Annotated in this window: 20 protein-coding genes; 7 read left to right on the top strand and 13 right to left on the bottom strand. The window is 70.3% G+C overall.

Annotation, left to right across the window (positions count from 1 at the left end):
* Window positions 1-969 carry a Bug family tripartite tricarboxylate transporter substrate binding protein gene (locus H8N03_RS22580; RefSeq protein WP_187078491.1) on the top strand — a complete coding sequence of 323 codons (969 nt, stop codon included), beginning with the start codon at window positions 1-3 and terminating at the stop codon, window positions 967-969.
* 4 nt (window positions 970-973) lie between these two features.
* Window positions 974-2,707 (top strand): carboxylesterase/lipase family protein, encoded by a 1,734-nt coding sequence (locus H8N03_RS22575; RefSeq protein ID WP_187078490.1) that lies wholly within the window; start codon window positions 974-976, stop codon window positions 2,705-2,707.
* A gap of 6 nt (window positions 2,708-2,713) precedes the next feature.
* Here H8N03_RS22575 and H8N03_RS22570 read toward each other — a convergent pair whose 3' ends face one another.
* Window positions 2,714-3,148 (bottom strand): GNAT family N-acetyltransferase, encoded by a 435-nt coding sequence (locus H8N03_RS22570; RefSeq protein WP_187078489.1) that lies wholly within the window; start codon window positions 3,146-3,148, stop codon window positions 2,714-2,716.
* A 127-nt stretch (window positions 3,149-3,275) separates the two neighbouring features.
* On the opposite strand from H8N03_RS22570, the gene H8N03_RS22565 reads away from it, so the two are divergent.
* Complete coding sequence (locus H8N03_RS22565) at window positions 3,276-3,704, top strand: VOC family protein (RefSeq protein ID WP_187078488.1); 429 nt, start codon at window positions 3,276-3,278, stop codon at window positions 3,702-3,704.
* Window positions 3,705-3,725: 21 nt separating this feature from the next.
* The gene (locus H8N03_RS22560; protein ID WP_187078487.1) at window positions 3,726-4,133 is read left to right on the top strand and encodes a hypothetical protein; all 408 of its coding nucleotides are present in this window, start codon (window positions 3,726-3,728) and stop codon (window positions 4,131-4,133) included.
* A 186-nt stretch (window positions 4,134-4,319) separates the two neighbouring features.
* Here the strand turns inward: H8N03_RS22560 and glsA are convergent, their stop codons facing one another.
* Window positions 4,320-5,312 carry a glutaminase A gene (glsA, locus tag H8N03_RS22555; RefSeq protein ID WP_187078486.1) on the bottom strand — a complete coding sequence of 331 codons (993 nt, stop codon included), beginning with the start codon at window positions 5,310-5,312 and terminating at the stop codon, window positions 4,320-4,322.
* A 104-nt stretch (window positions 5,313-5,416) separates the two neighbouring features.
* Between glsA and H8N03_RS22550 the strand changes: the two genes are divergently transcribed.
* On the top strand, window positions 5,417-9,694 hold the full coding sequence (locus tag H8N03_RS22550; RefSeq protein WP_187078485.1) for a DEAD/DEAH box helicase: 4,278 nt from the start codon (window positions 5,417-5,419) through the stop codon (window positions 9,692-9,694).
* A 51-nt stretch (window positions 9,695-9,745) separates the two neighbouring features.
* Here H8N03_RS22550 and H8N03_RS22545 read toward each other — a convergent pair whose 3' ends face one another.
* The 10 genes from H8N03_RS22545 to H8N03_RS22500 form a co-directional block, all read right to left on the bottom strand.
* Entirely contained in the window at window positions 9,746-10,120 is a 375-nt protein-coding gene (locus H8N03_RS22545; RefSeq protein WP_187078484.1) for a hypothetical protein, read from the bottom strand.
* Window positions 10,121-10,504: 384 nt separating this feature from the next.
* Window positions 10,505-12,322 (bottom strand): AI-2E family transporter, encoded by a 1,818-nt coding sequence (locus H8N03_RS22540; RefSeq protein WP_494338058.1) that lies wholly within the window; start codon window positions 12,320-12,322, stop codon window positions 10,505-10,507.
* A gap of 279 nt (window positions 12,323-12,601) precedes the next feature.
* Window positions 12,602-13,555: a Gfo/Idh/MocA family oxidoreductase gene (locus H8N03_RS22535; protein WP_187078482.1), complete on the bottom strand. Its 954-nt coding sequence runs from the start codon at window positions 13,553-13,555 to the stop codon at window positions 12,602-12,604.
* A complete protein-coding gene (locus H8N03_RS22530) occupies window positions 13,552-14,409 on the bottom strand; it encodes a class III extradiol dioxygenase subunit beta (protein ID WP_187078481.1) in 858 nt (285 codons plus the stop codon). Before H8N03_RS22530 ends, H8N03_RS22535 begins: the two co-directional genes overlap by 4 nt.
* Window positions 14,409-14,795: a protocatechuate 4,5-dioxygenase subunit alpha gene (ligA, locus tag H8N03_RS22525; RefSeq protein WP_187078480.1), complete on the bottom strand. Its 387-nt coding sequence runs from the start codon at window positions 14,793-14,795 to the stop codon at window positions 14,409-14,411. Before ligA ends, H8N03_RS22530 begins: the two co-directional genes overlap by 1 nt.
* Before the next feature lie 15 nt (window positions 14,796-14,810).
* Window positions 14,811-16,493 carry a tannase/feruloyl esterase family alpha/beta hydrolase gene (locus H8N03_RS22520; RefSeq protein ID WP_354005163.1) on the bottom strand — a complete coding sequence of 561 codons (1,683 nt, stop codon included), beginning with the start codon at window positions 16,491-16,493 and terminating at the stop codon, window positions 14,811-14,813.
* The gene (locus H8N03_RS22515) at window positions 16,490-17,431 is read right to left on the bottom strand and encodes an amidohydrolase family protein (RefSeq protein ID WP_187078479.1); all 942 of its coding nucleotides are present in this window, start codon (window positions 17,429-17,431) and stop codon (window positions 16,490-16,492) included. Before H8N03_RS22515 ends, H8N03_RS22520 begins: the two co-directional genes overlap by 4 nt.
* Before the next feature lie 7 nt (window positions 17,432-17,438).
* On the bottom strand, window positions 17,439-18,122 hold the full coding sequence (gene ligK / locus H8N03_RS22510; RefSeq protein WP_187078478.1) for a 4-carboxy-4-hydroxy-2-oxoadipate aldolase/oxaloacetate decarboxylase: 684 nt from the start codon (window positions 18,120-18,122) through the stop codon (window positions 17,439-17,441).
* 2 nt (window positions 18,123-18,124) lie between these two features.
* A complete protein-coding gene (locus H8N03_RS22505) occupies window positions 18,125-19,159 on the bottom strand; it encodes an amidohydrolase family protein (protein ID WP_222623107.1) in 1,035 nt (344 codons plus the stop codon).
* A 43-nt stretch (window positions 19,160-19,202) separates the two neighbouring features.
* Window positions 19,203-19,892, bottom strand: a complete 690-nt coding sequence (locus H8N03_RS22500; RefSeq protein WP_187078477.1) for a substrate-binding domain-containing protein — start codon at window positions 19,890-19,892, stop codon at window positions 19,203-19,205.
* Window positions 19,893-19,990: 98 nt separating this feature from the next.
* Here H8N03_RS22500 and H8N03_RS22495 point away from each other — a divergent pair, with 98 nt between their 5' ends.
* Entirely contained in the window at window positions 19,991-20,905 is a 915-nt protein-coding gene (locus H8N03_RS22495; RefSeq protein ID WP_187078476.1) for a LysR substrate-binding domain-containing protein, read from the top strand.
* Window positions 20,906-20,924: 19 nt separating this feature from the next.
* A complete protein-coding gene (locus H8N03_RS22490; protein ID WP_187078475.1) occupies window positions 20,925-21,674 on the top strand; it encodes a molybdate ABC transporter substrate-binding protein in 750 nt (249 codons plus the stop codon).
* A gap of 208 nt (window positions 21,675-21,882) precedes the next feature.
* Here H8N03_RS22490 and H8N03_RS22485 read toward each other — a convergent pair whose 3' ends face one another.
* Window positions 21,883-22,866, bottom strand: a complete 984-nt coding sequence (locus H8N03_RS22485; RefSeq protein WP_187078474.1) for a Bug family tripartite tricarboxylate transporter substrate binding protein — start codon at window positions 22,864-22,866, stop codon at window positions 21,883-21,885.
* Window positions 22,867-22,868: the final 2 nt, after the last annotated feature.

The following is a 22,868-nucleotide window of genomic DNA, read 5'->3' as shown; positions in this document are numbered from 1 at the left end:
ATGACCCTCACCCGCCGCCAACTGCTGGCCGCCACCGGCCTCGCGCCTTTCGTGCTTCCCGCCGCCGCGCAGGCCTGGCCGGCCCGGCCGGTGCGTCTGATCTCGCCGTATGCCGCCGGCGGATCCAGCGACATCCTCACGCGCGTGCTGGGCGACTTCCTGGGCACGCGCCTCGGGCAGGCCGTGGTGGTGGAGAACAAGCCGGGGGCCGGCACGCGCATCGCCAACGACCTGGTCGCGAAGGCGGCGCCGGACGGCTACACGGTGCTCCACGCGGCGGCCCCCATCGCCATCGGCGAGGCGCTCTACCCCAACCTGCCGTACGACGTGCGCAAGAACTTCGAGCCGGTGGTGAGCACGGCCATCGCGCCGCTGTTCCTGGTGGTCAACGCGAACGCGCCGTACAAGACGCTGGCCGAGTTCGTGCAATGGGGCAAGGCCAACGCGAACGGCTTCACCTTCGGCTCGCCGGGCGCGGGGTCGGCGCCGCACCTCACCGCGGAACTGTTCATCCGTGCCGCCGGCGGCAAGGGCCTGGTCGCGCAGTTCCAGGGCGACGCGCCCGCGTACACGGAGCTGCTGGCCGGCCGCATCGACGCGACGCTCACGGCGATCTCCACGGCGAAGCCGCACGTGGAGTCCGGCAAGCTGCGCGTGCTGGCGGTCGCGAACGAGCGGCGCACGCCGCTGCAGCCCGACACGCCCACGTTCGTGGAGTCCGGCGTGCCTGGCGTGGTGGGCTACGGCTGGTACGGCCTGATGGTGCCGGCCGGCACGCCGGCGGCGATCGTGCAGCGCCTGAACACGGAGACGAATGCGGCCATCGCCGATGCCGAGGTGCGCCGCAAGGCCGAGGCCGCGGGGCTGCAGCTGCGCGGCGGCACGCCGGCGGAGTTCCGCGCCTTCCTCGATGCCGAGGCGAAGAAGTGGGCGCAGGTGATCAAGGCTGCCAACATCAAGGCGGAGTGACGCCGTGGCCGCGCGCACGTTGATCTGGGCGGTGCTCGGTGCCGCATGCCTCGCAGGCTGCGCGGCGACAGGCCTCGCCTCGTCGCTGCAACGCACGACCGCCTCGGGCCCCGTGGTGGGCGTGGACGCCTCGCGCAGCGACGGCACCCTGAGCTGGAAAGGCCTCCCCTTCGCGGCGCCGCCCGTGGGCGCGCTGCGCTGGAGGGCGCCCGCGGACCCCGCGCCGTGGACGCAGCCGCGCGCCGCCGACCGCTTCGCGGCGGCCTGCGTGCAGACCGGGCGCCTGTACGGCCCGGGCCTGAACAACCGCTACGACGCCACCATCGGCAGCACCCTCGGCCAGACGCTCGGCTCGGAAGACTGCCTGTACCTGAACGTGTGGACGCCCGCGGAGCGAGCCGCCGCGCCGCGGCCGGTGATCGTCTTCGTGCACGGCGGAAGCAACATCACCGGCTACACGGCGGACCCGGTGTACGACGGCGCGGCGCTCGCGCGCACCGCCGGCGCCGTGGTCGTCACCGTCAACTACCGGCTCGGCATCTTCGGCTTCCTCGACCTGCCGGCGCTGAAGACCGGGAACGCGCAGGACGATTCGGGCAACTTCGCGCTGCTGGACATCGTGAAGGCGCTGGAGTTCGTGCAGCGCGACATAGCCGCGTTCGGCGGCGATCCGGCGCGCGTGACGCTGATGGGGCAGTCGGCGGGCGCGGTCAACGTATATGCCCTGCTCGCCTCGCCGATGCTGGCGGCGCGCACGCAGCCGCTCTTCCACCGCGTGATCGCGCTGAGCGGCGGCATCTCCACCGCCGCTTCGCTGCCGCGCGGCGCCATCCCCGGGGTGCTGCCACGGTCGGTATGGTCCACGCGCGGCCAGGCCTTGCTGGCGCAATCGCTGGTGGCGGACGGGTCCGCCGCGGATGCGGCGGCCGCCACCGCGCTCGCCGCCACCCGCAGCGCGGCCGAACACGCGGCCTACCTCCGCGCCAGGACCCCGGACCAGTTGCTCACCGTGGTGCGGACGCGCCTTGCGCCGCTGGGGATGTCCGCGTCCAACCCCATCCCGGACGGCGTGGTCGTCGCCGCGGACCCCATCGCGGCGATCCGCGCGGGGCAGTACGTGCGCGTGCCCGTGCTCGCCGGCATCACGCGCGACGAAACCAAGCTGTTCCCGCAACTGCTGGCGCTGCGCCCCGACCTCGGCGGCGTGAGCGGACGCCTGCTCGACGACGCCGCCGTGTTCCGCCTGGCGCACGGCTACGACGCGGAGGCGCCGCCGGCTTCGCGCATCGAGGACTGGGTCCCGGCCGCTTACCTGCCGGCGGATCGACCCGCGACCGGTTTCGACGCGCGCACGCGCGAACTGAACCGCCTGTGGTTCGAGGCGATCCGCGACGACGTGCTGGGGGCGCTGCGCTCGCGGCAGGACGCCGTGTGGGGCTACCGCTTCGACTGGGACGCGCTGCCGCCCCCGTTCGACGTGGTCTTCGGCGCGGCGCACACCTTCGACCTGCCCTTCGTGTTCGGCAACTTCGGGCCCAGCCTGTATGCGCGGATCGCGTTCACGCGGGCGAACGAGCCGGGGCGGCTGGCGCTCTCGCGCGTGATGATGCAGTCGGTCGGGACCTTCGCGGCGACAGGCGATCCGAACACGCCGGCGCTGGGGACGCGGTGGCCCGCGTGGCCGGGGCGGATGGTGTTCGACGCGGACGCGCGCAGGGCGGAGATCCGCGCGGAGTGAGCGCGCTCAGTCCGCCTCGAGGTGCCCGCGCGCGATGGCCGTCGCTTCATCCGCGAAGATCGCCATCCCCGTCAACAGGCGCCGGAATCCGAGCTTGCGGTAGAAGCCCTCCTTGCCCGGCACCGAGTACAGGATGATCTTGCGGTGGCCCCGCGAAACCTCGACCAGGCGGGACACCATCTCGCGCCCGAGGCCGGTGCCCTGGTGCCCGGGCAGCACGGCGACGTCGCAGATGTACGAGCAGTCCGCGCCATCAGCGAGCGCGCGGCCCGCGGCGACGAGCCGACCGGCCTCGTCGAACACGAAGAACCGGAAGCGGCTGTTGCCGAACACCGTCCGCAGGACCTCCGGCGGCTTGTCCCCCAAGGGGGCCAGGCGGTAGAGGCGGGCAAGTTCTTCCCAGTCGATGCGGTGGATGTCGTCGGTCCAGGTGAGGGGCACGTAACACTCCTTTTCGTCTGTGCGGCCGGGGCCTACAGTGTGACGCTTGTCGCCGCGCGAAGCTCAGCCGCGGCTTCGCATGCCAACATCCCGGCACACACACCGTCACCCCGAAGGAAGATCCCGCATGGAAACCCAGGAACTGCACCGCGGACGCCTCATCGACCACGTCCAGCTCGTGGTGCGTGACCTCGCGGCCTCGCAAGCTTTCTACACCGCGGTGTTCGACGTCCTGGGGGTGCCGATGGGGGGCACCGGCGAGAGCTGGTTCTGGGCCGACGAACTGTTCGTCTCCACCGCCGACAGCCGCGCCGCGCAAGGCACGCTCACCGGGCGGTGCCACCTCGCCTTCCAGGCGAAGGACCGCGCGATGGTCGACGCCTTCCACAAGGCGGCCCTCGCGAACGGCGGCAAGGACAACGGCGCGCCCGGCGAGCGGCCCTACCACCCGGGCTACTACGCCGCCTTCGTGCTCGATCCGGACGGCAACAACATCGAGGCCGTGTACCACGGCGAGGGGAAGCGCAGCGCGCCGTCGGTGCGGATCGTGTTCTGAAGGCGGCGACGCCCCCCGCCGATGATCGCCCTCCCCTGGATCGTCTTCGCCCTGCTCGCCGTGTTCTGGACGGGCGGGGCCTGGATCATGGTCGCCCTCCTGCAGTGGGTCATGGAAGCACTCGCCTCGGGGGCCGCGTCGCAGGCGGCCCGGGAGGTGGCACCGCTGCAGCTGCCGGAATGGATGAAGGTCTGGATCGATCCGGACTGGCTGCCGGCCCTCCAGGGCGCGGTGCAATCCGCCATCGACGGCGCGGGCGCGGTCCTGCCGCTCGCGACCCTGGCCGCGGCCTGGCTCGTGCCCGCGGTCTGGGTCACCTGGGCGCTGGGGATGATCGTGCTGCTCGCCACCGCTGTCGGCGCGCACATCCTGGTGCGGCGCTTCGCGCAGCGGAGGGCGGGCCGTCCGCCAGCGCCTGGCATGGCCTGAGGCCCGTTCAGGCGTGGATCTTCTCCCCCCGCGCCAGCATCTCGATCCGCCGCGCCGCCTACGGCCGGGCCGCCCCCGTCACTCGTGCAGCCTGTCCAGGCCCTGCTGCTGCCGCTTCCTTTCTTCGGCCGCGCGCTCCGCGTTCCGCCGCTGCTGCCAGGCCTCCCCGTCGATGGTGCCCGTATCTCAGCCGTCCTTCGCGGCCTCACCCTCCAGCCCCACGGCGGCGATCTCACCCGAGGAGCCGCTGCCCCCGAAGATCCCCAGGTCCCACTCGCGGGACCAGGCCTTCAGCACCGCGACGCCGCGCACGCTGTGGCCGTGCGGATCCAGGCGCGGCGAGTACACGGCCAGGCCCATGCGCCCGGGCACGACGGCCAGGATGCCGCCGCCCACGCCGCTCTTGGCCGGCAGGCCCACGCTGTAGGCCCAGCTGCCGGACGTGTCGTACATGCCGCAGGTGAACATGAGCGTCAGCACGTCGCGCAGGTGCTCCTGGCGTATCGCGCGGCGCCCCGTGCGGGGGTGCACGCCGCCGTTGGCCAGCGTGGCGGCCATCCCCGCCAGCTCCCGCACGTCGGCGGTCACCACGCATTGGCGGTTGTACAGGCGCAGCGCGCCGTCGATGTCGTCGCCGATGACGTCGAAGTGCCGCAGCAGGTGGGCGATGGCGCGGTTGCGGTGGGCCGTCTCCGTGGAATCGGTCGCCCGCGGATGCAGGCGCGCGGGCCGGCCGAGGTAGTCGCCGAACATGCCCATCATCCAGCCGTCCGCCTGCTGCCGGTCCGCGTGGTGCAGCATGGCGGAGATGGCGATGGCGCCCGAGTTGATCATCGGGTTGTACGGCAGGTGGTCCTCCTCCAGCTCGGTGAGCGAGTTGAAGGCCTCGGTGGTCGGCTCCACGCTCACCTTCCGGTGCACCTCCCGGCGCGACAGGCGATCCAGCGCCAGCCCGTAGAGAAAGGGCTTGGAGATCGACTGGATGGCGAACTCCTTGGCGTCGTCCCCGGCGGAAAAGACATGCCCGTCCACCGTTGCCATGGCGATCGCGAAGCGTTCGGCTTCGCCGTCCTCCAGGGCTTCGGTGGGGCCGGAGACCTCGCCGTCCCGCAGCGGGCCGAAGCGCTCGATGAGCTCGCGAAGGTAGGTGTCGGGTGCAGTGGCGGTACGCGGATCCATGCGGCACCTTAGCGGATCCGGGCCGGGCGGGGGGCCGCCATGTTCGCGACCTGCCACCCGCCCTTGCGCGAGCGCAGTCTTCCCGAATCCCGGAAAATCGCAGCTTGTCCCCCCTCACCTTCCACCCCGCCGTTTCCGCCTGGTTCCAGGCCCGCTTCGGCCAGCCGACCGATGTCCAGTCGCAGGCCTGGGCGGTCACGGCGCAGCGCAGGCACGCGCTGATCGCGGCGCCGACGGGCTCCGGCAAGACGCTGGCGGCTTTCCTGGCCGCCATCGATGAACTGGTGCGCGAGGGGCTGAACCAGGGACTCTCGGATGAGGTCCACGTCCTCTACGTCTCGCCGCTGAAGGCGCTGTCGAACGACATCCGCAAGAACCTCGAGGAGCCGCTGGCCGGCATCCAGGCGGAGTTGCTCCGCGAAGACATGCCGGACGTCGGCATCCGCGCCGCCGTGCGCACCGGCGACACGCCCACCGCGGAGCGCGATCGCATGCGTCGCAAGCCGCCGCACATCCTGGTCACCACCCCGGAATCGCTCTACATCCTGCTCGGTTCGGAGTCGGGCCGCGCGATGCTCAAGTCGGTCAAGAGCGTGATCGTCGACGAACTGCATGCGGTGGCGGGCAGCAAGCGCGGCTCGCACCTGATGCTGTCGCTGGAGCGGCTGGAAGCGCTGTGCGCGAAGCCGCCGGTGCGCGTGGGCCTCTCGGCCACCGTGAAGCCGCTGGACGCGATGGGCCGCTTCCTCGTCGGCCAGCGCCGGCGCAAGGTGGCGATCATCGACGCCGGCCACGTGCGCGAACGCGACCTCGGCATCGAGGTGCCGCGCTCGCCGCTGGGCGCCGTGCTGCCGACCGAGGTGTGGGAGGAGCTGTACGACCGCCTCGCCAGCCTGGTCGCGGAGCACCGCACGACGCTGATCTTCGTCAACCAGCGGCGCATCGCCGAACGCGTGGCGCGCCACCTGGCCGAGCGGCTGGGCGAGGAACACGTCGCCGCGCACCACGGCAGCCTCGCGCGCGAGCACCGGCTGGACGCCGAACAGCGCCTGAAGCAAGGCGAGCTGAAGGCCCTGGTGGCGACCAGTTCGCTGGAGCTGGGCATCGACATCGGCGACGTGGACCTGGTGTGCCAGCTCGGCTCGCCGCGCTCGATCAACGCCTTCCTGCAGCGGGTGGGCCGCGCCGGCCACGCCATCGGCGCGATCCCCAAGGGCCGCCTGTTCCCGCTGGCGCTGGACGACCTGCTGGAATGCACGGCCCTGCTGGCCGCGGTCGATCGCGAGGAGCTCGATCGCATCCGCGTGCCCGGGAAGCCCCTCGATGCGCTGGCGCAGCACATCGTCGCCGAGGTCGCCTGCCAGGACTGGGCGCTGGACGCGCTGTACGAATGCCTGCGGCACGCGGAGCCTTATCGCGCACTCACGCTGCAGGAATTCGAGCAGGTGGTGCAGATGCTGGCGGACGGCTATGCCACGCGGCGCGGACGTCGCGGCGCGTACCTGCACTACGACGCGGTGAACCGCATGCTGCGCGCGCGCCGCGGAGCGCGCCTGGCCGCCGTCACCAATGCGGGCGTCATCCCCGACCAGTTCGACTACGAAGTGGTGCTGCAGCCCGAGGGCCACAAGGTCGGCACGCTCAACGAGGATTTCGCCTTCGAGAGCCTGCCGGGCGACGTCTTCCAGCTGGGCAACATGTCCTATCGCATCGCGAAGGTCGAGACCGGCAAGGTGCTGGTGGAGGACGCGCGCGGCCAAGCGCCCAGCCTCCCCTTCTGGCTGGGCGAATCGCTGGGCCGCACCGACGAACTGTCCGAAGCCGTCTCCCGCGTGTGCGAGACCGCCGACCAGTTGCTGGGCGACAGCGTGGAGTCGTGCGAAAGCTGGCTGCGCGAGGCCTTGCACCTGCCCGCTCCGGCGGCGCAGCAGCTGGCGCTGTACCTCGCGTCCGCGAAGCGCGCCCTGGGCGTGCTGCCCAGCCGCAAGCAGGTGGTGATCGAGCGCTTCTTCGACGAGGTGGGCGACGCGCACCTGGTGATCCACTCCCCCTTTGGCTCGCGCATCAACCGCGCCTGGGGGCTGGCGTTGCGCAAGCGCATGTGCCGCAAGTTCAATTTCGAGCTGCAGGCCAGCGCGCTGGAGGACAGCATCGTGCTGTCGCTCGGGCCGACGCACAGCTTCGCGCTGGAGGAACTGCGGCATTACGTGAAGCCGGCCGGCGCGCGCGACCTGCTGGTCCAGGCGCTGCTGGACGCGCCGATGTTCGGCACGCGCTGGCGCTGGAACGCCACGGCGTCGCTGGCGGTGCGGCGCATGAACGGCGGGCGCAAGGTGCCGCCGCAGTTCCAGCGCTCCGATGCGGAGGACCTGCTGACGGTGGTCTTCCCGGACCAGCTGGCCTGCGCCGAGAACCTGGCCGGCGAGCGCGAGATCCCGGAGCATCCCCTGGTGGCGCAGACGCTCTACGACTGCCTGCACGAGACGATGGACATCGATGGCTTCGAGGCGCTGCTGCGCGGCATCGAAAGCGGCGCGATCGCGATGGCCACGCGCGACGTCTCCTCGCCCTCGCCGCTGGCCTATGCGGTGCTGAACGCGAAGCCCTATGCCTTCCTGGACGGCGGTGCGGCCGAAGAGCGCCGCACCAAGGCGGTGAAGACGCGGCCGCTGGAGCTGCAGACACCCCAGGACGTCGGCAAGCTCGATGCGCAGGCGATCGCGCAGGTGCGCGAAGACGCGTGGCCCGAGATCCGCGATGCCGAGGAACTGCACGATGCGCTGGTGGTGCACGGCTTCCTCGCGGAAGAGGAAGCGCCGTACCCCGCGTTCGTCGAAGAACTCCTGCAGCAGCACCGCATCGCGCGCGTGCGCGGCTTGCTGGTCGCGGCGGAGCGGCTGCACGAGATGCAGGCCATCTTTCCGGAAGACCCGTGCGACATCGCGCCGGTCTCGCCGACGCAACCGGCGCGCGAGGATGCGCTGCGCGAGATCCTGCGCGGGCGCCTGGACCTGCTGGGGCCCGTGACGGCGCAGACGCTTGCGGCACCCCTTGGCATCACGGGCCACGAAGCGCTCGCCACGCTGGCGCAGCTGGAAGCGGAAGGCGCCGTCATGCGCGGCGGCTTCAGCGCGCCGAACGCGGACGAATGGTGCGACCGCCGCCTGCTGGCGCGCATCCACCGCGCCACGCGCGAGAAGCGCCGCGCCGAATTCCAGCCCGTCGCGCCGGCGCAGTTCATGCGCTTCCTGTTCCAGTGGCACCAGCTCTCCACCAGCGAGGGCGACGAACGCCGCAGCGGCGAGGCCGGGCTGGCCGACGTGCTGCGCCAGCTCGAAGGCCATGCCGCGCCGGCCGGCGCCTGGGAGGAAGACCTGCTCGCCGCACGCGTGGGCGACTACTCGCCCTCCATGCTCGACAGGCTGTGTGCCACCGGCCGCGTCGTGTGGTGGCGCCCCAGCGAAGCCGGCGATGCAGCGGCGCGCAAGACCGGTCCGATCCGCGGTACGCCCATCGTGCTGTGCGAACGGGAGGCCCTGCCGCACTGGCAGCAGGCAGCCGGCGCCGAACCGGCCGGTGAGGCTGCCCTGTCCAGCGCCGCCCGCGCCGTGCTGGAAGTGCTGCGCACGCACGGCGCCAGCTTCTTCGCCGACCTGCAGCACGACGCCCGCATGCTCGGCACGCAGGTCGAACAGGCGCTCTCCGAGCTGGTGGCGCATGGCCTCGTCACCTGCGACTCTTTCTCCGGCCTGCGCACCCTGGTGATGCCGGAGGACAAGCGCAACAAGCTGCGGCGCAGGCGCGGCGCGCACGATCCCATGGACGATGCGGGCCGGTGGTCACTGGCACGCCGCGCGCGGCCCTCGGTCGAAGCGCCGGGTGCCCTGGCGGCGCCGCACGTGGAACACGTCGCGCGCGTGCTGCTGCGCCGCTACGGCGTCGTGTTCCGCAAGCTGCTGGAACGCGAGGACGGCCTGCCGCCCTGGCGCGAGATCTACTACGTGCTGCGCCGACTGGAAGCGCGCGGCGAGGTGCGCGGCGGCCGCTTCGTCAGCGGCTTCTCGGGCGAACAGTTCGCGCTGCCGGAAGCCGCCGCGGCCCTGCGCAAGACGGCGCAGGCGCCCGGCCACGAACGCGTGGCGGTGTCGGGCGTCGACCCGCTGAACCTGGCCGGCATCGTCACGCCGGGCGACAAGCTGCCGCGCCTGCCCGGCAACCGCGTGCTGTTCGAGGGCGGCGTGCCGGTCGCGGTGCAAAGTGGCGGCGAGGTCCGCTACCTGCGCGAACTGGCGCCGCCAGCGCAATGGGAGATCCAGAAGCTCCTGGTCCGGCGCCAGCAGCCGGCAAGCTTCATGGAGCCTGGCAGCGCCGGCCCGCAGTAGTCGCGGCCGGCGGAGGCAAGAAGGCTGCGGCCTGCCAGCGGGCCGCCAGCTTCACCTGGCTGAGACGCCGCCAGCCTGGAGCGGCGTGCCCGCCCTCTCTTCCAGGAAATGGTTGATCAGCACACGCGTCGCCCCGTCGCGCGCCTCCACGGCGGAACGCCATTCCTGCCACTCCGTCGCAGCATCGGACCGGTGGGGCAGCGAGCGGAAGCGCTCCCAGGCGGACCGTTCAGCGCTCAGCGCCCTCTCGTAGTCCTCGACCACGGCTGCTTCATTTCCCCCGCCGCCCAGGGGGGCTGCGCCATGTTGCGGCGAGCTTTCGACGGGCGCGAACCTGTCGCCAGCGGCCACCTGCTGCGATCGGCGCAGCTGCGCCTCGTCGCGGCTGTGCTGGTCCCTCATCTGGCGTGCTTGCGTTTCATCCATGGCGCTGCTCCTGGTCGCCCCCATTCTGCGCCTGGTGGACCGGACAGCGCGCCTGCGCAGCCGTGACGGCCCGAGTGCGGATGGTGAGACGCTGCATCTTCCGACGAAGTTGCCGGAATTCTCCGACGGCGCAGTTTCGTTCCATGCACTTAACTACGCGGCGTGTAGCACACGTGGATGCGCAGGCATGAGCAGCACCAGCAGCAGTGAACGCGAGCCGGACACGTTGCCGCGCGCCGGGACGAGATCCGGCAACGGGGCGGAAAGTGTCCTGCCCTACATGGGACAGGACGAGGACGAGAAGCCAGGCGGGAGCCCGGCACCGGGCGAAGCGCCCCTTCGCGACGACGGGACGGGAAAGGGGAACGAGGCACGGCATGCGCCTCATGCGGCCGTCGTCCGCCCCGCGAGCACGAATGCGACCACCTCCGCGAAGGAACGCACCACCAGGTCCACGGGCCCCCGCACCAGCATCTCGTCGGCCAACCCCACCTCGTAGGGCGGCTTCACGGTCAGCACCATCGCATACGGGAACGCGTCGCGGACCCGGAGCGAGAGGGACTGCCAGATCTCGTGGTCCTCCTGGAGCGGGTAGGCCAGCACGACCGTCGAGACCAGTCCGGAGGATGCGCGGGCGCTCCATGCGAACGCGGCGCTCGAACCGTGGCTCGCATCGAGATCCATCGGGATGCTGCGCGACGCGATGCCTTCGTCGCGAAGCGACTGCTCCAGCATCGCGCCGAGCAGTTCGTCGCGCGGGGAGCCCAGCCCGACGCAGATCACCAGCGATGTCTTGACGTCCGCGGCGGGTCCGGGCCAGAGGCGCAGGCGCTGTTCGCGGACTTCCGCCAGGTGCGCGCCGACGTCCGCATCGAGCAGCGACGCCGAGCGGCGGCGCCGGCTGGCGTCGCCGGCCGGCGCGTTCCGGGCGAGCACGTCCATCGCCCGCCGTATCGTGAGGCGCACCCTCTCCAGCTGGTCCCTTTCGATGCGTGCCTGCTTCGCGTCGGCGGAGGCCAGCGCAAGGGCAGGCAGCAGGACCTGGTCGCAATAGCGCGCAAAATTGCTGCGGCGCAGATAGCGGCGCGCCGGCGCGACGATGTTCTGCGGCTCCCCGGTCAATGCCTGCTGGTACAGGCGCAGGCCCTCGGTCAGGCCCGGGGTCTCGCCGAAGATGATGGTGATCGGCTCCAGGGTGCGGATGTGCCGCCCCGCCACGACGAGGCACAGCGTCATCGGCGTGGAGAGCAGCAGGCCCAGCGGACCCCACATGGCGCCCCAGAAGAGCGCGGAGACGATCACGCCCAGCGGCGCGAGGCCGGCGCTTTGCCCATACACCTGCGGTTCGACGAAATGGGCGACCAGCACCTCGAGGACCACGTAGCAGCCGATGCTCCAGAGCATCAGCGACCAGCCCGGATCGACCGCGGCCGCGAAAGCGGCGATCACGGCGCCGGCGCCGAGCGCGCCGACATAAGGAATGAACCGGGCGAGTCCCCCCAGGGCGCCCCACAGCGCGGCATGCGGCACGCCGACCAGCCAGAGCGCGAGGGCCAGCACGAGGCCGAACGTCGCATTCACCACCAGCTGCGAGAAGAAGAAGCGCGCCACGCCCTGGGCTGCGTCCTCGATGGCCTGCATGGTCCTGCCCACCTCGGCCTCGCCCGCCAGGCGGATCATCCGTTCCCTCAGGGTCTCGTGGCCCACCAGGATGAACACCAGCAGCACCAGCACGATGCCGGCCTGCGACACGGGCCCCCACAGCGACGAGAAGACCACGGCCGCGGTGCTTCCTTGCGGCGGCAGGCCTTCCGACGACGTGGGAGGCGGCGGTCCGGCAGGGTGCGGCTGCGCCTTCGGGTGGCCCGCGGCCGAGGCGGGATCCTGCGGAACGACGCCGGCGATTTCCGAATGGATCCGCTCCAGGGGGCGGACGGTCACGTCCATGACGTGCTGCAACTTGGCGCGAACGGCTTCCTTGTACCGGGGAAGGTCCGTGGCGACGGCAATGAACTGCGACGTGATGAAGATGCCCGCCAACGCGATGCACGCAGCCGCGACCAGGACGGAGAGGGCGGCGCCCGCCACCTGCCCGATCCCGCCGCGCGCCAGCTTGCGCTTGAGGGGGGCCAGCACCAGGCTGAGGACCCCGGCCAGCGCGAGGGGGGCAAGGATGTCCTGCCCGACGTACAGCAGCGCCAGGACGCAGGTCGCCGCGATGATCCGCGAGGCAGTGGATGACGGGGCTGAGGTGATGGGGGAGATCCCTGGCCGGCCGATCGCGGCCTGGTGCAGGGATTATTGTCGCGGGGACGTGCTGTCGGGGGCGGTCAGACGTGAAAAGCGCCGCAGGTGCGGCGCTTCCTGGGGAGCCCTGGGTCCCCGCCTTCGCGGGGATGACGAAGGGGGCGGGGATGACGAAGGGGGCGGGGATGACGAAAAATCTCCGTCATTCCCGCGCAGGCGGGAATCCACGAGGGTTTACTGCAGCTGCCGCTCCAGCTCGTCCAGCACCTCGTAGCAAGGCAGCACCTGCGCCACGCTGGAATTCGGCTCGCGGCCTTCGCGGATCGCGGCGATGAACTCGCGGTCCTGCAGCTCGATGCCGTTCATGGAGACGTCGACCTTGGACACGTCGATCTTCTCTTCCTTGCCGTTGACCAGGTCGTCGTAGCGCGCGATGTAGGTCGCGGTGTCGCCGATGTAGCGGAAGAAGGTGCCGAGCGGGCCGTCGTTGTTGAAGGACAGGGACAGCGTGCAGATGGCGCCGTTCTCCGCCTTCAGCTGGATGCTCATGTCCATCGCGATGCCGAGGGTCGGATGGATCGGCCCTTGCACCGCGTTGGCCTTCACCACGCGGCTGCCGGTCTGGTACTGGAACAGGTCCACGGTGTGCGCGGCATGGTGCCACAGCAGGTGGTCCGTCCAGCTGCGCGCCTGGCCCAGCGCGTTCATGTTCGTGCGGCGGAAGAAGTAGGTCTGGACGTCCATCTGCTGGATGTTGAACTCGCCCGCCGTGATCTTCTTGTGCACGTACTGGTGGCTGGGGTTGAAGCGGCGCGTGTGGCCGCACATGGCGACCAGGCCCGTCTGCTTCTGGGTCTGCACAACGGCACGGCCCTCTTCGAGCTTGTCGCACAGGGGGATCTCCACCTGCACGTGCTTGCCGGCCTTCATGGCGGCGATGGACTGCGCGGCGTGCATCTGCGTGGGCGTGCAGAGGATGACGGCGTCGACGTCGGGGCGCGCGAGCGCCTCGTCGAGGCTGGTCGTCACGTGCTTCGCGCCGTACTTCTTCGCGACCTCTTCGGCCTTGCCCAGCTCGCGGCCGATGATGGAGGTGATCTCCACGCCCTCGATGTTCTTCAGCCCGTCGAGGTGCTTGATGCCGAAGGCGCCCGGCCCGGCGAGTGCGATGCGCACGGTCTTGGTCATTGATTGTTCTCCAGGATCATGTGGCCCACGGCGGTGTTGGACGCGGGGACGTGATAGAAGCGGTGCTTCATGGTGGGCTTCTTGCCGCCGTTGACGTCGGCCATCGCGCCGCGCGCGATCAGCCACATCACCAGCTCGATGCCCTCGCTGCCGGCTTCCTGCACGTACTCGATGTGGCCGACGCTGGCGAGGCCCTCCGGGTCGTCGACCAGGCGGTCCAGGAAGCGGTTGTCCCACTCCTTGTTGATCAGGCCGGCGCGCGGGCCCTGGAGCTGGTGGCTCATGCCGCCCGTGCCCCAGATCTGCACGTTGAGGTCCTCGTCGAAGCTCTCCACGGCCTTGCGGATCGCCTGCCCCAGGCGGAAGCAGCGCATGCCGCTCGGCACCGGGTACTGCACCACGTTCACGGCGAACGGAATGACCTTGAAGGGCCACTCCTTGGGCTGGCCGCACATCAGCGACAGCGGCACCGTGAGGCCGTGGTCGACGTCCATCTTGTTGACGATGGTGAGGTCGAAGTCCTGCTGGATCACGGAGTGCGCGATGTGCGCGGCGAGCTCCGGCGCGCCCTGCACGTCCGGCACGGGGCGCGGGCCCCAGCCCTCGTCGGCCACCTTGAACTCGGCGGCCGTGCCGATCGCGAACGTGGGGATGATGTCCAGGCTGAAGGCCGTGGCGTGGTCGTTGTAGACCAGGAACACGACGTCCGGCTTGTTGTCCTTGATCCACTTGCGGGAGAAGTCGTAGCCGGAGAAGACCTTCTGCCAGTACGGCTCCTGGGTCTTGCCCAGGTCCATCGCCGCGCCGATGGCGGGCACGTGCGAGGTGTAGACGGATGCGGTGATGCGGGCCATTATTTCTTTTCCTCCTTGCCGGTCCAGGTCGCCGAGCGGCCGCCGCCGACCATCATGTCGCGGTAGGCCTCCTCGGTCATGCCGGTCATGGAGCCGGCCATCTGCTGGAAGCTCTTGCCGTCGGTGGCGCCGATCTTGGCCAGGAAGTAGATGTTGCCGCCGAGCGCGATGCAGCGGTTCAGGTCGCGCGCGAGCACGGCCTGCTTCTGGTCTTCGCTCATGGGCCACTGGTCCAGGTAGGCGCGCTCGTCGGCCTTGAACTTCTCGCGGTTCTCGGCCTTCATCAGCGACATGCAGAACTGGTTGAGCCAGTAGCCCTTGCGGCTCTGCTCGGCGTCGAAGATCGTGGTGCCGGGGATGCCGGCATAGGGTTTGTCCAAGGGCATGTCAGCCTCCTCGTGTCATTGCAGGCAGGCGAAGCTCGCCGCCGCGTTGGGGTCGCCGGCGCGGTAGCGCGGCACTTGCGGCCATTCGCACAGGGGCCGGCTGCGCTTCACCGCGAACGGCGGCTTCGCATCCTGTTCGACCAGCACGAGGCCGGTCGGTGCCCGCCCTTCCTCCACCCAGGCGACGAGCGCCGGGAAAAGGTCGGCATTCGCGGGTCCGCCGGTGCCCACGTGGTCCACGTTGGGCGCCGTGAAGGCCTTGAAGAAGCCATCGACGGTAGCACGGCCCATGCGCTGCACCACGGCCTGGTGGTATTCGAGGCCGGCATACGGGCTCTGCGCGTAGTCGCCGAGGTTCTCCAGCAGGATCAGCTTGCCGCCCGCGGCGCGGAAGGCGGAGAGGTCCGGGTTGGTGGAGTCCATCAGCGCCGACACTTCGCGCGCGCGCGGCAGGTGGTCCTGGATGCGGTAGCTGCGCAGGTCGGCGTTCGGGTTGCGGGCATAGAAGTACTGGATCGCGCCCGCGCCGTAGAACCAGGCGATGCCGTTCGCCTGCACGGGCGGGAAGGCCGGCGCCTGCGTGCCCGTCCACCAGGCTTGCCAGCCGCCAGTGGGACCGAAGGACGGCGTACCCTCGCCGCTCGGGCCGCGGCCCGGGTAGCTGGTGAGGCCGTTGGCGAGCTCCACGCCGAGGTCCAGTCGCGAATGCAGCGTCTGCACGGCGCGGATCTGCGCTTCGGTCAGGCAGTTGTCGCCGGGCGTGCCGACGCAGCGCAGCTTGTTCACGTCGAAGCGCGTGCGGCAGGCCACCGGGTCGGACACGAGCCCGTCGGCGACGCCGTCGGCCGTGTCGCAGGCGCCCAGCACCGCCTCGTGCACCAGCTTCACCTGCGCGGGGTTGATCCAGCCCGCGCCCGTGAGCGCGAGCCCGTCGCGCAGGCCGGCGTGCTGCAGGCCCGTCCAGTGGATCACGGGCACGCGGCTGAAGATGCCGTCGAAGTCCTTCGGGTAGCGCTGCGCCATCGTCAGCCCTTCGCGGCCCCCTTCGGAGCTGCCCACGAAGTACAGCTTGCGCGGTCCCTGGCCGTACGACACCTTCATCAGGTACACGGCCACGTCGCGCACTTTCTTGTACGAGGCGTGGGCGAAGTTCACCAGCGCCTCGTCGTTCAGCGCGAAAGCCTGCGGTGGCTCGCCGGGCTTGTTCTGGTGGCCGGAGTCGGTGCCGTAGGTGACGTAGCCCTGCGCCAGCGGCCCGGGCTGGTCGTACCGCGCGGCCGGCACGAGCGCCTCGCCGGTGATCAGCACGCCGTTGAAGCCGCCGCCGCCGTACTGCACGGAACGGCCGTTCCACGCCACCGGCAGGTTCACCTGGAAGTGGATCGGCGGCGCGTTCGGGTCGACCGGGGCGATGTGGCCCAGCACCTTGCAGCGTGCGGGCAGCGCCGGGACGATGGTGGCGGCGGGCGTGGGGCCGCGCTCCAGCGTGCTCGCGGTGGAGGCCGTCACCAGCACCGCCGAATCGATCTTCGCGCCGTTGCTCGGCAGGCCGATGTGGTTCGGGTGGATGGCCTGACCCGCGAGGTTGCCGCAGAAGCCGGGCGGGTTGGAGCCGAGCGCGGTGGCCTTCGGCACCTGGCCGCAGCCGGCCAGCACCGCCAGCGCGCCAGCGGCGGCGAGAAAAAGTCCGGCCCTCACTTGCCGCCCTCTTCCGGCCAGTACAGCCGGTTGGGGTTGTCCACCAGCAGCTTCTGCTGCAGTTCCTTCGTCGGCGCGATGTGCGGGATGAAGTCCACCAGCAGCCCGTCGTCGGGCATGTGGCCCTTCAGGTTCGGGTGCGGCCAGTCGGTGCCCCACAGCACGCGGTCGGGAAAGGTCTCGACGACCTTGCGCGCGAAAGGCACGACGTCGCGATAGGCGTTGCGCTCTCCATTCAGCGCGGGCGGGCCGGAAACCGACAGGCGCTCGGGGCAGCTCACCTTGCTCCACACGTTCGGGTGCTCGCGCATGAACTTGAGGAACAGCTCGAACTCGGGTCCGTCGATCGGCTTGCTCACGTCGGGACGGCCCATGTGGTCCACCACGACGGTCGTCGGCAGCCCGGTGAAGAAGTCCCAGAGCTCGGGCAGGTCCACCGCCTCGAAGTAGATGACGACGTGCCAACCGAGCTTCGAGATGCGGCCGGCGATCTCCATCAGTTCGTCCTTGGGCGTGAAGTCCACCAGCCGCTTGACGAAGTTGAAGCGCACGCCGCGCACGCCGGCGGCGTGCATGGCCTGCAGTTCCTGGTCGGTGACCGAACGCTTCACCGTCGCCACGCCCTTGGCCTTGCCGTTGGCGCGCTGCAGCGCATCGACCAGCGCGCGGTTGTCCGCGCCGTGGCACGTGGCCTGCACGATCACGTTCTTGGCGAATCCGAGGTGGTCGCGCAGCGCGAACAGCTGCTGCCAGCTCGCGTCGCACGGCGTGTACTTGCGCTCGGGCGCGTACGGGAACTGTTCGCCCGGGCCGAAGACGTGGCAGTGCGCGTCGACGGCGTTGGCGGGCAGCTGGAACTGCGGCTTGGTCGGACCGCTGTACCAGTCGAGCCAGCCGGGGGTTTTCTCGAAACCGCCGGAAGTGGGTTTTCCGCTCATGGTCGCCTTAATCGATGTAGCGCAGGCCGGCTTTTTCCAGCGGCTCGCGCATCTTGTACATGTCCAGGCCCAGCACGCCGCTGGCCAGCCTGGCGCGCTTCTCGCCTTCGTTCGCCTCGCGGGCGGCGGCGGCGTCCAGCGTCTTCTTCGCCATCGCCTTCGGCACGCAGACCACGCCGTCGTCGTCGGCCACGATCACGTCGCCGGGATGCACCAGCGCACCGGCGCAGACCACGGGGATGTTCACGGAGCCGAGGGTGGCCTTCACCGTGCCCTTGGAGCTGATCGCCTTGCTCCACACCGGGAAGCCCATCTCGGTGAGCGTCTTCACGTCGCGCACGCCGCCGTCGATCACCAGCGCGCGGGCGCCGCGGGCCTGGAACGAGGTCGCCAGCAGGTCGCCGAAGAAGCCGTCGGTGTTGGGGGTCGTGAGCGCCGCCACGACGATGTCGCCGGGCTGGATCTGCTCCGCGACCACGTGCAGCATCCAGTTGTCGCCGGGCTGCAGCAGCACGGTGACGGCCGTGCCCGAGACCTGCGCGCCCGCGTAGATGGGGCGCATGTAGGTGTTCATCAGGCCCACGCGGCCCATGGCCTCGTGGACGGTGGATGCGCCGTACTGGGCCAGCTTGTCGGCCACGTCGTGGTCCGCGCGCTGGATGTTGCGGTAGACGACTCCGAGTTCGTACATGGTCAGCGTCCTTGTTGCTTGAGCTTCGCGTCGAGGCGCGGGAAGACACGGCGGGTGTTCGCCTCGAAGATGGCGTGCTTGTCCTCGGGCGAGAGGATGGTCGACGCGTCGATGTACTTCTTCGTGTCGTCGTAGTAGTTGCCCGTCTCGGGGTCGATGCCGCGCACGGCGCCGATCATCTCGGAGGCGAACAGCACGTTCTTCACCGGAATCACGGTGTTCAGCAGGTTGATGCCCGGCTGGTGGTACACGCAGGTGTCGAAGAACACGTTGTTCATCACGTGGTCCTTCAGCACCGGCTTCTTCATCTCCTGCGCCAGGCCGCGGAAGCGGCCCCAGTGGTAGGGCACCGCGCCGCCGCCGTGCGGGATGATGAAGCGCAGCTGCGGGAAGTCCTTGAACAGGTCGCCCTGGATCAGCTGCATGAAGGCCGTCGTGTCGGCGTTCAGGTAGTGCGCGCCGGTGGTGTGGAAAGCCGGGTTGCACGAGGTGGAGACGTGGATCATCGCCGGCACGTCGTACTCCACCATCTTCTCGTAGATGGGGTACCAGTGCCTGTCCGTCAGCGGCGGCTCCTTCCAGTGGCCGCCGGAAGGATCGGGGTTCAGGTTGATGCCGACGGCGCCGTATTCCCTGATGCACTTCTCCATCTCGGGAATGCAGGTCTTCGGGTCCACGCCCGGCGACTGCGGCAGCATGGCCACCGGCACGAAGTTCTCGGGGAACAGCTGGCTCACGCGGTAGCACAGCTCGTTGCAGATCGCCGCCCAGGTGCTGGAGACGTTGAAGTCGCCGATGTGGTGCGCCATGAAGCTCGCGCGCGGCGAGAACAGCGTGAGGTCGTTGCCGCGTTCCTTCATCAGGCGCAGCTGGTTGTTGACGATGGTCTCGCGGATGTCGTCGTCGCTGATCTTCAGCTCGGAAGGCTTCGGCATCTGCGCCGGGTCCTTGATGCCGGCGATCTGCCGGTTGCGCCACTCTTCCAGCTGCTTGGGGGCCGTGGTGTAGTGGCCGTGGCAATCGATGATGATGCTCATCTCGTGTCTTCCTCGGGTGGCCGCGCGGACGCGGCGGGGTTCTTCAGGCGGGATCCATGCCGTTGCGGCGCTTGGCCGCCTCGGCGTCCGGCGAGGCCATGAAGGCCAGCATCGCGTTCACGGCCTCGGCGTTCTTCGAGGTCGCGCACAGTGCGCCGGAAAAAGTGGTGGTGATCTGGACGGCGGCGGGCATGGGGCCGATGACGTCTATGCCTTCCAGGTGGATCAGCTCGCTCAGTTGCTGGAAGCCCAGGGCGACGTCGCCCCGCGCGACGAGCGCACCCACCGGGATGCCGGGCTGCGCCTGCACGAGGCGGCCCTGCAGCTCCTGCGCGATGCCCCAGCGCTCGAACAGCTTCACCAGTGCGACGCCGCTCGGGCCCGTGGAGTAGCCCACGGTGGGCGCGGCGAGCACCGCGCGCTTGAGCGCTTCTTCGCTGGACACGTCGGGCCGCGGCGCGCCCGCGCGCACCGCGATGGCGACGCCGGAGTCCACGAGGTCGACGCGCGTGCCGGGCACGACGCTGCCGCCGGCGGCGAGCTTGTCGATCGCATCCGCTGCGAGGAAGACGACGTCGAAGGCTTCGCCCGCGGCGACGCGCTTGGCGGCATCGACGCCGCCGACGGACTCCACGTCCACGGCCTGCCCGGAGCGCTGCTCCCAGGCCCTCGCCAGCTCGTTGAGCACCTGGCGCGTGGCCATGGAGGAGATTCCCTTGAGCGTGGCGGTCATGCGGCGGATTGTGGGCGCGTGGTTCCCCCCGTCAAAGCCAGCCGTGCGACTAGCAGCTATATCGCTTCGGCATAATTGCTGCTCAGGTATTCACGCCCATGGATCTCAAGCAGCTCGAATATTTCGTCCGCGTCGCGGAGCTCGGCAGTTTCACCCGGGCCGCGATCGAACTGGACGTCGCCCAGCCGGCGCTGAGCCGGCAGGTGCGCCTGCTCGAGGTCGAACTGCGCCAGAACCTGCTGGTGCGCAATGGTCGCGGCGCCGTCCCCACCGAAGCGGGCAAGCTGCTCCTGGACCACGGCCGCGGCATCCTGCACCAGGTGGAGCGGGCGCGCGAAGACCTGGGCCGCCTGCGCGGCGGGCTCGCGGGCCGCGTCGCCGTCGGCTTGCCGAGCAGCGTCGCCCGCGTGCTGACCGTTCCCCTCACCCGCGCCTTCCGCGAGAGCCTGCCGGAAGCGCGGCTGTCGATCAGCGAAGGCCTGTCCAGCGGGCTGCAGGAAGGCCTGAACTCGGGGCGGCTGGACATCGTCGTCCTGTACAACGCGCAGGCTTCGCGCGAGCTGGACCTCACGCCGCTGATGGAGGAAGAGCTCGTGCTGGTGCAGGCGCGTCCCCCGGGCCTGCACGAAGACCCCCCGCCGGGGCCGATCCCGCTGGAGGAAGTGGCGAAGCTGCCGCTGGTGATCCCCACGCGGCCCAACGCGATCCGCATGCACGTCGAGGCGGAGATGGCGGACATCGGCTGCCGGCCGAACGTGGTGCTGGAGATCGATGGGGTCTCGGCCATCCTGGAACTGGTGCTGGACGGCGCGGGCTGCGCCATCCTGTCACGCAACGCCCTGCTCCACTCGCCCCGGCCCTCCGCGTACACCGCGCGGCAGATCGGCACGCCGCCGCTGCGCATCCGGCTGTCGCTCGCGACCAGTCTGCAGCGCCCCGCCACGCCCGTGCAGAAGGCGACGCTGGAACTCATTCGCGAGAAGGCACCGGGCGTGGTGGCCCACCTGCTCTGAACCCCCAAGGACGACCCCCATGCGCTCATTCCGACTGGCCGCCGCCCTCGCCTGCACGCTTGCCGCCGGCGCGGCGCATGCGGCGGAGATCAAGGTGCTCACCGCCGGCGCGTTCAAGCCCGTGCTCGTCGCGCTGCAGCCGGCGTTCGAGAGGGAGACGGGACACAGGCTGAAGATCGAGAACGACACGGCCGGCGCGCTGCAGAAGCGCATCGCCGGCGACGAAGCCTTCGATGTCGTCGTGTCCAGCCCGGCGTCGCTGCAGCCGATCGCCGCGAAGCTTTCGCACGATGCGCCGCGCCCGGTGGCGAAGGTCGGCATCGGCGTGGCGGTGCGCCAGGGCGCGGCGAAGCCGGACGTTTCTTCGGTGGACAGCTTCCGCGCCTTGCTGCTGGACGCGCGCAGCGTCGCTTACATCGACCCGGCGGCGGGCGGCTCGAGCGGCATCTATCTCGACCGGCTGTTCGAGCGCTGGGGGATCGCCCCGCAGATCCGCGCCAAGGCGGTTCTGGTGCCTGGCGGCCTGGTCGCGCAGAAGGTGGTGGACGGCAGCGCGGACGTGGGCATCCACCAGATCAGCGAGATCCTGGCGGTGCCGAACGCGGTGCTGGTGGGTCCGTTGCCGGAGGAGATCCAGAACTACACGGTGTATGCGGCGGCGATGTCGGCGAAGCCGGCGGACGTGGAGGCGGCGAGGGACCTGGTGAATGCGCTGCGGAGCCCGCAGGCGCTGGAGATCCTGAAGGCGAAGGGGATGGAGGCGCCGTGATACCTTGTCATCCGGCGAGGGGATGGAGGCGCCGTGATGCCTTGTCATCCGGCGAGGGGATGGAGGCGCCGTGATGCCTTGTCATCCGGCGAGGGGATGGAGGCGCCGTAGGCTGGGTTTCGCGTAAGCGAACCCCAGCGCATCCGCGCAGCGCCGGGGTGCGCGTTCGCGCAACCCAGCCTACGAAACGCCGGCGCGCCGGACGCCGTCACATCTTCGGAATCTTCGCCTGCCCGATCACCCCGCTCCAGCGCTTGATCTCGCTGGAGAGCAGGCTCCCGAGCTGCTGCGGCGTGCTGGACTTCGCGTCCACGCTCAGGTCGGCCAGCTTCTTCTTCAGGTCCGCGCTCGCCAGCGCCACCTGGCATTCGTGCGCCAGGCGGTCGATGACGTCCTTGGGCGTCTTCGCGGGCGCGGCCAACGCGTTCCACGAGGCGATGTGCAGGCCCTTGAGCGCGCCGCCGCTTTCCGAGGCGGTGGGCACGTCCGGCAGGCCGAGCGGCCGCTTCTCGCCGAAGGTCGCCAGCGCGCGCAGCGCCTTCGACGTAATCTGCGAGCGGATCGGCGCCAGGATCTCGATGCCCGCATCCACCTCGCCGCCGCGCAGCGCGGTGACGACCGCCGGCGTGCCGTTGAACGGCACCACCTGCGCCTGGATGCCGGCGGTGGTCTTGAAGAGTTCCGCCGCGAGGTTCTGCGTGCTGCCGACCGCGATCGTGGCGATGTTCAGCTTGCCCGGCTTCGCCTTCGCTTCGGCGAGCAGGTCGCCCAGCGTCTTGAAGGGCGAGTTCTCCGGCACGACCACGGCGATGTCGAAGGTGCCGAGCAGCGAGATCGGCGCGAAGTCCTTCTCGGCGTCGAAGGGCAGCTTGCTGAACAGGCCCTCGCTCACCGCGGTGCCGTTGCTCATGAGGAGCAGCGTGTAGCCGTCCGGCTCCGCCTGCGCCACGAGGTTGCCCGCCGTGACGCCACCGGCCCCCGGGCGGTTGTCGATGACGAAGCTGGTGCCCATCTGCTCGCCGAGCTTCTGGCCCACCGCGCGCGCGGTGAGGTCGGCCACGCCGCCGGCGCCGAAAGGCACGACGATGCGGATCGGCTTGGCGGGCCACTTGGACTGGGCGTGCGCCCAGGGCGCGGCGACGGCCGCGCCCAGCGCTGCCACCACGCGGCGACGGGAAATCGAGGTGTTCATGG

Origin of the sequence: Ramlibacter cellulosilyticus (assembly GCF_014297465.1) — a bacterium.
Taxonomy (GTDB): domain Bacteria; phylum Pseudomonadota; class Gammaproteobacteria; order Burkholderiales; family Burkholderiaceae_C; genus Ramlibacter; species Ramlibacter cellulosilyticus.
The sequence above is the reverse complement of the archived record's forward strand: the minus strand, read 5'-3'. Positions and strand labels throughout refer to the sequence as shown.

Excerpts from the sequence above, each read along its gene's own strand:
- H8N03_RS22535 (WP_187078482.1), bottom strand. The coding sequence starts at position 13,555 with ATGACCAAGACCGTGCGCATCGCACTCGCCGGGCCGGGCGCCTTCGGC.
- H8N03_RS22580 (WP_187078491.1), top strand. The coding sequence starts at position 1 with ATGACCCTCACCCGCCGCCAACTGCTGGCCGCCACCGGCCTCGCGCCT.
- ligK (WP_187078478.1), bottom strand. The coding sequence starts at position 18,122 with ATGTACGAACTCGGAGTCGTCTACCGCAACATCCAGCGCGCGGACCAC.
- H8N03_RS22485 (WP_187078474.1), bottom strand. The coding sequence starts at position 22,866 with ATGAACACCTCGATTTCCCGTCGCCGCGTGGTGGCAGCGCTGGGCGCG.
- H8N03_RS22530 (WP_187078481.1), bottom strand. The coding sequence starts at position 14,409 with ATGGCCCGCATCACCGCATCCGTCTACACCTCGCACGTGCCCGCCATC.
- H8N03_RS22490 (WP_187078475.1), top strand. The coding sequence starts at position 20,925 with ATGCGCTCATTCCGACTGGCCGCCGCCCTCGCCTGCACGCTTGCCGCC.
- glsA (WP_187078486.1), bottom strand. The coding sequence starts at position 5,312 with ATGGATCCGCGTACCGCCACTGCACCCGACACCTACCTTCGCGAGCTC.
- H8N03_RS22505 (WP_222623107.1), bottom strand. The coding sequence starts at position 19,159 with ATGAGCATCATCATCGATTGCCACGGCCACTACACCACGGCCCCCAAG.
- H8N03_RS22560 (WP_187078487.1), top strand. The coding sequence starts at position 3,726 with ATGATCGCCCTCCCCTGGATCGTCTTCGCCCTGCTCGCCGTGTTCTGG.
- ligA (WP_187078480.1), bottom strand. The coding sequence starts at position 14,795 with ATGCCCTTGGACAAACCCTATGCCGGCATCCCCGGCACCACGATCTTC.
- H8N03_RS22495 (WP_187078476.1), top strand. The coding sequence starts at position 19,991 with ATGGATCTCAAGCAGCTCGAATATTTCGTCCGCGTCGCGGAGCTCGGC.
- H8N03_RS22565 (WP_187078488.1), top strand. The coding sequence starts at position 3,276 with ATGGAAACCCAGGAACTGCACCGCGGACGCCTCATCGACCACGTCCAG.
- H8N03_RS22500 (WP_187078477.1), bottom strand. The coding sequence starts at position 19,892 with ATGACCGCCACGCTCAAGGGAATCTCCTCCATGGCCACGCGCCAGGTG.
- H8N03_RS22545 (WP_187078484.1), bottom strand. The coding sequence starts at position 10,120 with ATGGATGAAACGCAAGCACGCCAGATGAGGGACCAGCACAGCCGCGAC.
- H8N03_RS22515 (WP_187078479.1), bottom strand. The coding sequence starts at position 17,431 with ATGAGCGGAAAACCCACTTCCGGCGGTTTCGAGAAAACCCCCGGCTGG.